The 11,543-nt window shown below is 32.9% G+C and carries 13 protein-coding genes and 1 pseudogene; all 14 read right to left on the reverse strand.

Annotated features, from left to right (window positions below; translation table 11 throughout):
* Nucleotides 1–2: 2 nt before the first annotated feature.
* Nucleotides 3–887, reverse strand: coding sequence for a MinD/ParA family protein (locus tag BBG48_RS03815; RefSeq protein WP_068911394.1), 885 nt, complete (start codon nt 885–887; stop codon nt 3–5).
* Entirely contained in the window at nt 884–2,128 is a 1,245-nt protein-coding gene (gene flhF / locus BBG48_RS03820; protein ID WP_068911395.1) for a flagellar biosynthesis protein FlhF, read from the reverse strand. The genes BBG48_RS03815 and flhF overlap by 4 nt, the downstream gene beginning before the upstream one ends.
* A complete protein-coding gene (gene flhA / locus BBG48_RS03825) occupies nt 2,128–4,158 on the reverse strand; it encodes a flagellar biosynthesis protein FlhA (protein ID WP_068911397.1) in 2,031 nt (676 codons plus the stop codon). The genes flhF and flhA overlap by 1 nt, the downstream gene beginning before the upstream one ends.
* 28 nt (nt 4,159–4,186) lie before the next feature.
* The gene (gene flhB / locus BBG48_RS03830; protein ID WP_068911400.1) at nt 4,187–5,275 is read right to left on the reverse strand and encodes a flagellar biosynthesis protein FlhB; all 1,089 of its coding nucleotides are present in this window, start codon (nt 5,273–5,275) and stop codon (nt 4,187–4,189) included.
* Nucleotides 5,276–5,303: 28 nt separating this feature from the next.
* Nucleotides 5,304–6,086 carry a flagellar biosynthetic protein FliR gene (gene fliR / locus BBG48_RS03835; RefSeq protein ID WP_068911401.1) on the reverse strand — a complete coding sequence of 261 codons (783 nt, stop codon included), beginning with the start codon at nt 6,084–6,086 and terminating at the stop codon, nt 5,304–5,306.
* Nucleotides 6,087–6,106: 20 nt separating this feature from the next.
* Nucleotides 6,107–6,376, reverse strand: a complete 270-nt coding sequence (fliQ, locus tag BBG48_RS03840) for a flagellar biosynthesis protein FliQ (protein WP_068911403.1) — start codon at nt 6,374–6,376, stop codon at nt 6,107–6,109.
* An 11-nt stretch (nt 6,377–6,387) separates the two neighbouring features.
* Nucleotides 6,388–7,197: a flagellar type III secretion system pore protein FliP gene (fliP, locus tag BBG48_RS03845; protein ID WP_068911405.1), complete on the reverse strand. Its 810-nt coding sequence runs from the start codon at nt 7,195–7,197 to the stop codon at nt 6,388–6,390.
* Complete coding sequence (locus BBG48_RS03850; protein WP_185959805.1) at nt 7,181–7,390, reverse strand: flagellar biosynthetic protein FliO; 210 nt, start codon at nt 7,388–7,390, stop codon at nt 7,181–7,183. Before BBG48_RS03850 ends, fliP begins: the two co-directional genes overlap by 17 nt.
* Before the next feature lie 58 nt (nt 7,391–7,448).
* The gene (locus tag BBG48_RS03855) at nt 7,449–7,811 is read right to left on the reverse strand and encodes a response regulator (protein WP_068911407.1); all 363 of its coding nucleotides are present in this window, start codon (nt 7,809–7,811) and stop codon (nt 7,449–7,451) included.
* Nucleotides 7,812–7,834: 23 nt separating this feature from the next.
* Nucleotides 7,835–9,091 carry a flagellar motor switch phosphatase FliY gene (gene fliY / locus BBG48_RS03860; protein ID WP_068911409.1) on the reverse strand — a complete coding sequence of 419 codons (1,257 nt, stop codon included), beginning with the start codon at nt 9,089–9,091 and terminating at the stop codon, nt 7,835–7,837.
* Nucleotides 9,084–10,082 (reverse strand): flagellar motor switch protein FliM, encoded by a 999-nt coding sequence (gene fliM / locus BBG48_RS03865; RefSeq protein ID WP_068911410.1) that lies wholly within the window; start codon nt 10,080–10,082, stop codon nt 9,084–9,086. Before fliM ends, fliY begins: the two co-directional genes overlap by 8 nt.
* Before the next feature lie 17 nt (nt 10,083–10,099).
* Complete coding sequence (locus BBG48_RS03870) at nt 10,100–10,528, reverse strand: flagellar basal body-associated FliL family protein (protein ID WP_068911412.1); 429 nt, start codon at nt 10,526–10,528, stop codon at nt 10,100–10,102.
* Between the two features lie 10 nt (nt 10,529–10,538).
* The gene (locus tag BBG48_RS03875) at nt 10,539–11,315 is read right to left on the reverse strand and encodes a flagellar motor protein MotB (RefSeq protein ID WP_068911414.1); all 777 of its coding nucleotides are present in this window, start codon (nt 11,313–11,315) and stop codon (nt 10,539–10,541) included.
* Between the two features lie 2 nt (nt 11,316–11,317).
* Nucleotides 11,318–11,543: pseudogene (locus BBG48_RS03880) on the reverse strand (motility protein A); the annotation flags it as partial.

The raw sequence follows: 11,543 nt of genomic DNA on the forward strand, positions 1-11,543 counted from the left end.
GATTACACCTTCCTAAACAACCCTTTGAATTTATCAATAAAATTAGAAAAATTTTGACTCTGATTTGTCGTTTCTTCCTTTGTGACCTTGTCACAAATAGCTACTATACATTTCGATACTCTATTTTGTGGTGCAGTTTCTATTATAGGCTTTTGTTTCTTAACTGCTCTTGCAACATTTGGATCTTCGTAAATGAATCCTAAATATTCCAATTTTTTATTTATAAATTTTTCAGCTACAGCATTGATATTTGTAAATACCTCATTAGCCTCTTTTTGATTATCAGCTTTATTTATCACAAGACTAATTTTTTTATTTCTATCTTTGTTTGATACAACTTTGATAAGTGCGTAAGAGTCTGCTATAGATGTTGGCTCAGTTGTAGTTATAACTATCAGTTCAGACGCTATTTGGGCAAAAGATGTTACCACATTTGATATTCCTGCTCCTGTATCAATCAGAACATAATCCGAAACATTATTTAGGTATGATAATGACGTGACAACTTTTTTTAATTTAATCTCATCAACATCTGCCATTTCAAGTATGCCAGAGCCTCCTGAAATTATTGATAGATTTGGAGCTACAACTGTCATAATGTCTTTTATGCCTAAATCTCCCTTAATCACATCAAAAAAGTTGTTCTTTACTACAACTCCAAATAATATCTCTATGTTCGCCAGTCCTAAGTCTGCATCTATTATTACTACTTTTTTACCTCTGTTTGATAGCTCTTTAGCAAGATTTGCAGTGAAGTTAGACTTTCCAACTCCACCTTTACCACTTGAGATACAAATAAAATTTGCTGTCCTTTGATGCCCAGCTACCGCAACCTTACTTGACTCTGATAATACTTCTCTCAGGTTTTGAGCTTGGTCTTGCATCATCTAAACGTCTCCTTTAGCAACTCTGTCAAATACATATCAATATCAAATTTTTCCATATCATCCGGGACGTTTTGCCCAAATGTAATGTAGGAGATGTTTTTTTGTGTAAGATTAATTATGTCAAGCACTGAACCACTACTTAATGTCTCATCCAGTTTGGTAACTATTATACCATATTCTTCTAAAAATTCATACATTTTTATTATATCTATTATATCATTTAAGTTTATGTTTGCTGAAATGACTAGGTAAACAGTCTTATCCTCTATAATATCTATTATTTCCTTTAATTCAGCCATTTGTTTTTTATTGTGATGAGACCTGCCTGCTGTGTCTATATATATTCTATCTCTGTTTGAAAGTCTGTCCATTGCAGTAGATATATCATTTATTTCATAGGCTACTTCTATTGGTGATGAAAGTATATCTGCATAGGTTTTTAATTGCTCTACAGCAGAAATCCTGTATGTATCAAGGGTCAAAAAACCTATTTTATTTTTATTCTCAATCATATTTTTTGATGCAATCTTAGCCAATGTAGTAGTCTTTCCAACACCTGTAGAGCCTACAAAGATTACATTTTTAGAATAGTCAGTATGCTCATCGAAGTCAATTGCAGAAAACTGTGACTTAATTTCGTTTTTTACTGTTTCAAAATTAACCTTTTGGTTTTTTTGTGTAATACTATTTATAATTTTTGCTGAAAATACTTCAGACACTCCTAAGTCTACTAGCTTTTTGATATTTTCCTTTAATTCTATTTCTGTTTTTTCTTCTTCTTCAGTCTTAAATGCTTCGTTTATTTTGCTACTTAACTTATTTAATGTGTGTTTCATTTCGTCCAACTCTTGGACTACTTTAGCCTGATTATGAATGTTTTCTGTATTTTGTTTTTCTATACTTTGGGTAGGTGTTTTTTTATATTTGTTTTCCAAATTTACTTCATCAGTAATTGGCTGTTTTTTTTGAATTCTTGATACTTCATTAAGCTTGTCAAGATGAGCTTTAAAATCATTAGATGCAATATTTTGGCTAGTAGATACTTTTTCTGTCTTTTTTGTCGTCCTGTTTGCTGCATCAGATGCAGCTAAAATTTCTACTTGTTCCTTAGAAAAAAATCCAAAAAATCCACCTTTTTTAACTTTATTAGTCTGCAATATAATTGCATCATTACCAAATTCTTTTCTTATTTGTGCCATTACCTGAGGTATTGATTCCCCGATAAATTTTTTTACCTGCATTATAGACTCACCATCCCTATAGACTGAATTTTAGCTGTCGGATCTATTTCATTGTAAGACAGAACAACTATTTCATTATTAATTTGTTCAACAAATCTTTTGAGATAAAATCTCACAACAGGAGCAGTAATTATTATTGGAGATTCACCTGTAGATACTAATTTTTCTATTTCAGAAGTGATTTTGTTCGCTAATTTCTTGGATGAAGATGGGTCAAGTGCCATATATGTTCCTGTTTCTGTAGTTTGCAAACTGTCCATAATAACCTTTTCTAATGCTGGGTCAACAGTGACAACTTTTGCTGTACCATTTGGTATGAACTGGTTTGTTATACTTCTAAACATTGATTGTCTTACATATTCTGTAAGCATATCTGTATCTTTAGTTACCAAGGCATAATCTGCAAGAGCTTCCATTATTGTTGTAAGATTTCTTATAGATACATATTCTCTTAATAAATCTGACAATACTTTTTGAATTTCTCCTAAAGATAGGAGTGCAGGTGTCACCTCGTCTACTAGAGCAGGTTGTGTTTGCTTTAAATTTTCTACAAGCATTTTTACATCTTGTCTTCCAAGCAATTCATGAGCATGACGTTTTATAATTTCCGTCAAATGTGTAGATATAATTGATGGAGGGTCAACTACTGTATATCCATATATTTCTGCTTTTTCTCTTTCTCTGCCGTCTATCCATTTTGCAGGAAGCCCAAATGATGGCTCAAATGTATCAATACCTTCAATTTCTCCTTTTGCATTTCCAGGGTTCATCGCTAGATAGTGGTCAAATATTACTGAACCCTCAGCTACTTTCACACCTTTAATTTTTATAATATATTCATTTGGCTGTAATTGAATGTTGTCTCTTAGTCTTATCATAGGCACAATTATACCCATTTCAAGAGCACATTGTCTCCTAATCATAACAAGTCTATCGAATAAATCTCCACCTTGTGTCTTATCAGCAAGTGGTATAATTCCATATCCAAATTCCAGCTCTATTGAGTCAATATTTAAAAGAGGTAGTACATTTTCCGGTCTCCTAATTTCCTCAATATCCTCTTGTGCAGACGCAGCATCTTCTTGCTCTTGTGATGGTGCAAGCTCTGCTTTTCTAGTTGAAAAACCTGCAATGACGAATATAAGTGATAGAAACAAAAATGGTATAGTTGGAAGTGGGGTAAGTGACAAAGCAAATAATACCCCAGCAACTATAAACATTACAACGGGTTTTCTAAGAAGTTGTATTCTTAAATCTGCACCTAGACTTCCTTCAGATGCAGACCTTGTAACAATTATACCTGTAGCAGTAGATATTAATAATGATGGAATGGATGATACTAAGCCATCGCCAACAGACAACAATGCAAATCTACCAAGAGCCTCTCCAGCAGTCAAATCAAGGTATACAATACCCATAATTATACCACCGATAAGGTTTATAAAAGTAATTACAATTCCTGCTATAGAGTCACCTTTAACAAACTTGGTAGCACCATCCATTGAGCCATAAAAGTCTGCCTCTTTTTGAATTTTTTCTCTTCTAACCCTTGCTTGAGCTTCATCAATCATTCCTGAATTAAGGTCTGCATCTATAGCCATCTGTTTACCAGGCATAGCATCCAAAGTAAATCTTGCAGCAACTTCTGAAACCCTCTCAGAGCCTTTTGTAATAACCATAAAGTTTACAAAAACTATTATTATGAATACTATAAATCCTACTACCGGGTTACCACCCATAACAAAGTTTCCAAAAGCATTGATAACCTCACCGGCATCACCTTTTAATAATATGTATCTAGTTGTAGTAATGTTTAACGCTATACGATAAATTGTCGTAATCAACAATATCGAAGGAAAGACCGAAAAGTCCAATGCTTCAGTATTAAACATTGCCAATAAAAGAATTAGCAAAGATAGAGATATATTTGCTGATAACATAATATCTACCAAAAATGCTGGCATAGGTATGATTATCATCAAAATAAGACCGACTATTGCTATTGATACTACTATATCACCTGTCTTCATCCAATTCCCTTTCATAAAATATTATAACTTATCTTTTAGCTTTTTTTAAATTCATAACATACGCCAATACTTCAGCTACTGCTTCATAAAGTTTTGGTGTTATCATTTGATTTATATCAACCTGAGCATATAATGCTCGTGCTAAAGGCTTATTTTCAATAATTGGTATATCAAAGCTTTTTGCTTTTTCTTTAATTTTTTGTGCTATGTAGTCCTGACCCTTTGCTACTACATATGGTGCATCATATTTTTCTTCGTCATATTTTAACGCTACTGCAAAATGTGTAGGGTTTGTAATTATTACATCAGCTTTTGGAAGCTCCTGCATCATTCTTCTCATAGCAGCTTCCCTTTGCTTTTGTTTAATTTTCGACTTAATCTGAGGGTCTCCCTCACTTTGTTTCATTTCTTCTTTTACTTCTTGCTTAGACATCTTTATGTTTTTATTATAGCTATACCTTTGATATATATAATCAAATACTCCCAGTAAAAATATTACAAACGCCATCCTTGTTGCCATATTTATACTAAGATACCCCATCATATAAGAAAATTTTTGACTAGTAAGTTGATATGATTTCAAAACTAATGGCAAATTATTCACTAAATATATATATCCAACATACCCGACTAAAATAATTTTTAGTAAAGATTTTACAAGGTTCATTACAGCCTGCATAGAAAACATTCTTTTTAAACCCGAAATTGGGTTTAATCTATCAAGCTTGGGTTGTAGTGGTTCAGTTGTAAACAGTGTCCCTACCTGCATTCTTTGTACTATAAAAGCTGTAAAAAATGTTGGTATAAGAATATATAACACATCAATTACTGTAAAAGTGAGAGCTTTTAGCATCAATAAGTAAGCTTCTATGTTACTAATAGAGCTATTCTTGTAAGCCAACTCTATAAAATAATACATAGCTTTACTTAAATTGTCTAAAATTCTTCCTCCAAAAATCTGTACACTATATACAGCAACAATTAAAGTAACAGCACCAGTAAGCTCCTTGCTTTGTAGAACATTACCTTTTTTTCTTGTATCTTGTCTTTTTTTAGGAGTTGCCTCTTCAGTTTTTTCACCAAAAAACTGTAGGTCTATTTTTATTAGCTTATCCAAATTCTCACCTAGACATAGTTAAATCTACCTAAACTATCCTCAAAAACATATATACAAATTCTATCATTTGCTCAAATACGCCAAATATTAATGTTTTTATAAAAGGCATAGTAAAATAAATGATTGAAAAACCGACTAATATTTTAAATGGCATCCCAACTATGAATACATTCATTTGTGGCATAACCTTAGCCATAAACGCTAATAATATATTCCCTAAGAACAATGTAATAATAATTGGCATTACTATTAACAACGATGCAACCATAAAATATGAAACCAGCTTAGCAATATATGGCAACAAATTTTGACTGTAAATTTGTGACTGCCCAACCGGAACCATATTAAAGGAGTTAACAATTGCCCTAATAATTAAATGATGTGCATCAGCAGCAAATAAAAGTAGATATGCAAAAGTATTGAATAAAAGTCCAGTTAGTGTATTATTAGCTCCAGTTGATGGGTCTATAACATTAGCCATTGACAGTCCTATCTGTATGTCTGCATTTGACCCAGCTCCTACAAAAACATTAAAAACCATCTGTGCACAAAGTCCAATAAAAAATCCAAGTAGAACCTCTTTCATACACAAAAACAAAAATTCAGCTGTGCCAACTTGTAAATTCGTCTTTTGTATTATAAAAGGTAGAATTATATATGAAATTATCATACTTAATCCTACCTTTAGAGGAGCAGGAATATTGTTTCTCGAAAAAACGGGGACAGTAGTCATAATTCCAATTATTCGAGAAAATATGAGGAGGTATACATCTAATGACCTCATTACAAACGTTACAACATCAACTGTCATAATATTCCCTATTCAAAATTTTAACTTATAAATCCATTTATACTTAAAAATAAGTTTCTTGTAAAACCTACTATCGTAGAAATCATCCATGGTCCAAAAATAACCAGCGACAATAAAACCGCAACTATTTTTGGCACAAAAGACAATGTAGCTTCTTGTATTTGTGTAGTCGCTTGAAATACCGAAACCAAAAGTCCAACCCCTAAACCAATTACCAACATGGGAGCAGATAATAAAAGTATCATAAAAGCAGCTTGTTGAAATATTAAAACTACAACATCTACATCCATAATTTAAACTCCTATCTAAATCCTAATACAATAGACCTTACAATAAGGTCCCAACCATCAACTAATACAAATAAGAGTATTTTAAATGGCATAGATATCATCATAGGGGGCAACATCATCATACCCATAGACATAAGTGTTGATGAGACAACCATGTCAATAATTATAAATGGGATGAATAGTAAAAATCCAACTTGAAACCCTGTTTTTAGCTCACTGATTATAAATGATGGTATTAAAACAGAATTTGGAATTTCTTCTAGTTTCAAATCTTTTTTATTTAATTTTTCATCCTTGGACAATTCTATAAAAAGCTTCAAATCAGATTCACGAGTTTGTCTATACATGAAATTTCTTAATGGTAGCATAGAATTATCAATGGCTTCTTGCTGAGTAATTTGCTTGTCAAAATATGGTTTTAAACCATTTTGATATGCCTCATTGCCAACCGGTGCCATGATGAAAAATGTCAAAAACAGTGCAAGTCCAATCATTACTTGAGAAGGTATAGACTGAGAAGTACCCATAGCCTGCTTTAAAAAAGACAAGATTACAGCTATTCTTGTAAAGCTTGTCATCATTATTAGAATACTAGGTAATAATGATAATACTGTGAAAAATAAAAGCAATGTTATAGAATCAGCTAAATCTGTACTATTCGACGTAGTGCCAAGATTAACAGATATATTTGGTATAACAGGAGCCTGAGGCGATGCTATATTGGAAGTTGCAAAAGAAACAATATCCCCTATGCAAAACATACATAATAAAATTAAAATTGGAAAAACAAATCGCCTTAAATTTTTATTGCAGTTTATCATTTTCTGAATCCAATTCCTTAATAAGTGTAAAGGAGTTATTAGCAACTCCTAAAAAATACTTCTTATTTTGAAGCTCTACTATCATTAACTGCCTATCTTTTGAAATATATGCTATTTCGACAATTTTAATAGCCTTGCCAAACTTATTATCCTTTTTTTGATAATATTTCATGCTCTTTTTGAGTGCAAACATCATTCCTGCTATTAAAGCTATGTACAAAATAATTTGTACAACCAGTATACCCAAGGAACTATCCAATTACTTTTTTAACCGCTTCTAGTATTCTATCAGCTTGGAAAGGTTTAACAATAAAGTCTTTAGCGCCTGACTGTATAGCTTCTATTACCATTGCTTGTTGTCCCATTGCAGAACACATTATAACAGTTGCATCAGGTGAATTTTTCTTTATTTCTTTAACTGCTTCAATGCCATCCATTTCAGGCATTGTTATATCCATAATCACTAAATCAGGATTAAGTTCTTTGTACTTTTCTACAGCCTTTGCTCCATTTTCAGCCTCTCCAAGAACTTCATATCCGGCTTTTACCAAGATGTCTTTTAGCATCATTCTCATGAATGCCGCGTCATCAACTAATAATATACCTTTTCCCATTTCATATCCTCCAATTTTTTAAATTATTGTACTTTTTTTTCTTGTTTAACAATATCAGTAATTCTCATACCATAATTTTCATCTATAACGACTACTTCACCCATAGCTATCTTTTTGCCATTTGCTAAAATATCTAGTGATTCACCAACTAGTTTATCTAGCTCAATTATACTGCCCGGTTTAAAATCTAAAATTTCATTTATCGGTCTAACTGTCTTACCCAATTCAACGGTAATTTTCAGCATTACATCTTTAATCAAATCTATGTTTTCAGGTAATCTTGCGTCCTGATACATATTAGCATCAAAATTAGAAAATTGAACTGGCTGGACTTGTACCTGTGGTTGTGGCTGTCTATAATACGGTTCTTGATACATAGGCATTCCTTGTGGTTGAGGAGGCATCTGAGGTTGCGGTTGCTGCATAGGTTGTGGTTGTACCTGAGGTGGTATCTGATAAGATGGCTCCTGATTTATTTGATTATCAGATTGAGGTGGAATTTCTTGCTTAGGTTCAGGTTGTTCTTCTGCCTTACTAGATTTTCCTCCCATCATTGTTTCAACGAGTAATTTTGCAAAATCTATAGGTAATATTTGCATTATTTCTGAGTCAATAATATCACCTATTGTCATATCAAAAGCTGTACAAATTACCGGCTCATTGATATCTATATCGCCTGGGTCAAGCTTACCATTCTCCAATGAAACCTTATTTACAACAGGAGGAGTAATATCGACCTTTTTATCTATCATTTCAGCTAATGATGTGGCAGACGCCCCCATCATTTGATTCATAGCCTCTGAAATAGCACTTAAATGTAAATCAGTTAACTCATCCGGTAAATCAGATTTTCCATCACCGCCCATCATTAGTGAAGTAATAATTTTTACGTCGTCTTCTTTTAAAATCAGCAAATTTGTTCCATTAATACCCACCGAATATCTAACAAATACAGATATAAAAGGGATTGGATATTTTTTTGCTATTTCTGCAATTGTAGTTTGCATGACTCTTGGAGTAGTTATCTCAACTCTGTTTTGTAAAAGAGTGAACATTGTAGTAGCCGCTGAGCCCATACTAATATTCCCGATTTCTCCAATTGCGTCCTTTTCGATATCTGATAGAGCATCTTCAAATTGTACTTCATTTATCAAACTAACTGTGTTATTTTGCACATCTATAGCTTGATTTTCTTGAGCTTGACCTTCGGATGAAGTATCCGACGTATTTCCGCCAGCTAACAAGGCATTGATTTCTTCTTGAGACAGCATATCACTCATCTGTTTCACCTTCTTCCTTTTCTATTACTTTACTTATCTTTAATGCCATATTTTTCTTGTGTATTCCAGGATTACCTAGGAATTTAATTTTATTATCTATGATTACTTCGAATTCTTCTCCAACTTTTTTGTTTAGCTTAATTACATCTCCAACCTGCATAAAGATAAAATCTTCAACAGATATATAAGTTTCACCCAAAATAACTTGAGCTTCAAGGCTTGCATTTTTAACCTTTCTTTCAAGCTCAGCCTTATCTTTTTCCTCAACCTCTTTCTTAATGGTTGAAAACAAGAAGTTTGTAGATAAATGTTGTATTATAGGTTCTAAAACAATATGTGGAATACATATATTCATCATTCCCTCAACGTGCCCAACTTTTATAGCCATTGTAATCAGGGCTACTGTTTCATTCGGGGAAACTATTTGCACAAATTGTGAATTCGATTCAATTTTCTGTAGAGAAGGTGACAGCTCAATTACATTCTCCCAAGCCTCAGGCAAGAAATTAACCATGTTCCTAACAAGTTTAGATAAGATTATTAGTTCAATTTCTGAAAATTCTCTGTTCTCAGAATAATTAATTCCATTTCCCCCAAGAACTCTATCAATCATTGCAAATGATACAGCAGAAGATGTTTCAAATATTATTTGACCAGGAAGTGGTGAAAAATCAATTACCGCTATCATTGAAGGATTTGAGATTGAATTGTTGAATTCATAGTAAGAAAGTTCTTCTACAGATGAAACGCTTACTTCTGTCATTACCCTTAAATAGCCGGAAAGATAAGTGTTTAATACTCTCGAATAGTTGTCATATATTATTGACATTGTCTTTAGCTGGTCTTTGGCTAACTTCTTAGGGCTTTTAAAGTCATAATTTTTTATTTTTACTTCTTTCGCATCTTCCTTGATATCTTCTACAGAAACATCACCATCGCCTATAGCTGAAAGAAGAGCATCTATTTCTTTTTGTGACAGTATATCTGCCAATGACTACACCCCCTATACTATTGAAGTATCCTTTCAGAGAAAAATACATCTACAACGACTTCTTGTCCTAATAATTCGTTGATGTTATTTATAAGTCTCTTTTTCAATTCTAAAAAGCCTTGTTCAGTAGTAAAATCAGATGGCTTAGAATATGAAATGGTAGATATAATCTTATCTTTAATTTTAGGCATATTATTGCTAACTAAATCAGGGGTTTTTTTACCGATTACGTCTATGTATATATAGCCTTTAAAATACCTTCCAGTTGCACCAACCTGCGTAGAAATATCGCCTATTTCAATCGTAGCAGTCTTTGTTTTGTCAACTTTAGCCTCTCCCGGCTCCCCCGGTTGTCTAAATACAACCAAAACTACAGTAGCAGCAAATACAAGTAAAGACATTACAAATACAGCAATGGATATTATTGTAATTTTTTTTGAGTCCACTTTACACCTCTTAATTTACACTATTTTGTGACTTTACATTTTTTGATTTCATGATTAGTATATCAACTCTCCTGTTTTTTGACATATTCTGAACACTGTCATTTTTTACAACAGGATGGTATTCACTATAACCAGCAGCCGTAAGTCTCGTTGGTTCTATGTTACCTTGCTCAATTAAATATCTTACTACATTACAAGCTCTTGCTACCGAAAGCTCCCAGTTAGACGCAAACCTTGAATTGCTAATTGGTACATTATCGGTATGCCCTTCTACACTAACAAATTTATCTCTAAAATTTGGAGAAAGTAGCATTTTGCCTACATAGTTCATTAATACATAGGACTGTTGTTTCACAGTAGCACTCCCTTGGTCAAAAAGTACACTATCTTGAAATCTCAATAAAAGTCCTTGGTCTTCATTTATTACATCAACTGCGTCTTGCAAATTATTTTGCTGTAAGTATTCCTCAATTTGTTTTTGCATCTGTTCAAAATTTTCTGTTTCTGTGCCTGTCACAGTTTGCATATCCATCTGATATGAGCTAGTGCCATCAGATACACTCCCTTGGTCAATGACACTGTCCTTAACTATTGTCTCTCCACCATCCAATATACCAAGAGAGCCAGAAAACGACATTACAATTGCCTCGAATTTTTTAGCATCGACATTAGACATAGCAAAAAGTAAAACGAAAAAGCAAAGTAAAAGCGTCATCAAGTCACCATAGGTGTTCATATACTCTGGAGCACCCATTTTAATTTCTTCTATTACCTGTTTCTTAGCCATTTTTATGCTTCCCCTTTAGTTTGTTCAGCAGAATTTCTAAGTGAAGGTGGCAAAAACGCTTTAAGTTTTTCTTCTATTATTCTTGGATTTTCACCTGCTTGTATAGAAAGTAAACCTTCAAGCATGATTTGTCTTTCCAACATTTCAACTGCCGAATTAACCTTAAGCTTATTAGCTATAGGCGTAAAAATCATGTTCGCCAACATTGAACCATACAATGTTGTTATA

Source organism: Criibacterium bergeronii (assembly GCF_001693775.2).
GTDB lineage: Bacteria > Bacillota > Clostridia > Peptostreptococcales > Filifactoraceae > Peptoanaerobacter > Peptoanaerobacter bergeronii.

What these genes read in the sequence shown, in the direction of transcription:
- BBG48_RS03815 (WP_068911394.1), bottom strand. Translation starts at nt 887, where the DNA reads ATGATGCAAGACCAAGCTCAAAACCTGAGAGAAGTATTATCAGAGTCA.
- flhF (WP_068911395.1), bottom strand. Translation starts at nt 2,128, where the DNA reads ATGCAGGTAAAAAAATTTATCGGGGAATCAATACCTCAGGTAATGGCA.
- flhA (WP_068911397.1), bottom strand. Translation starts at nt 4,158, where the DNA reads ATGAAGACAGGTGATATAGTAGTATCAATAGCAATAGTCGGTCTTATT.
- fliR (WP_068911401.1), bottom strand. Translation starts at nt 6,086, where the DNA reads ATGACAGTTGATGTTGTAACGTTTGTAATGAGGTCATTAGATGTATAC.
- fliQ (WP_068911403.1), bottom strand. Translation starts at nt 6,376, where the DNA reads ATGGATGTAGATGTTGTAGTTTTAATATTTCAACAAGCTGCTTTTATG.
- fliP (WP_068911405.1), bottom strand. Translation starts at nt 7,197, where the DNA reads ATGATAAACTGCAATAAAAATTTAAGGCGATTTGTTTTTCCAATTTTA.
- BBG48_RS03850 (WP_185959805.1), bottom strand. Translation starts at nt 7,390, where the DNA reads ATGTTTGCACTCAAAAAGAGCATGAAATATTATCAAAAAAAGGATAAT.
- BBG48_RS03855 (WP_068911407.1), bottom strand. Translation starts at nt 7,811, where the DNA reads ATGGGAAAAGGTATATTATTAGTTGATGACGCGGCATTCATGAGAATG.
- fliY (WP_068911409.1), bottom strand. Translation starts at nt 9,091, where the DNA reads ATGAGTGATATGCTGTCTCAAGAAGAAATCAATGCCTTGTTAGCTGGC.
- BBG48_RS03875 (WP_068911414.1), bottom strand. Translation starts at nt 11,315, where the DNA reads ATGGCTAAGAAACAGGTAATAGAAGAAATTAAAATGGGTGCTCCAGAG.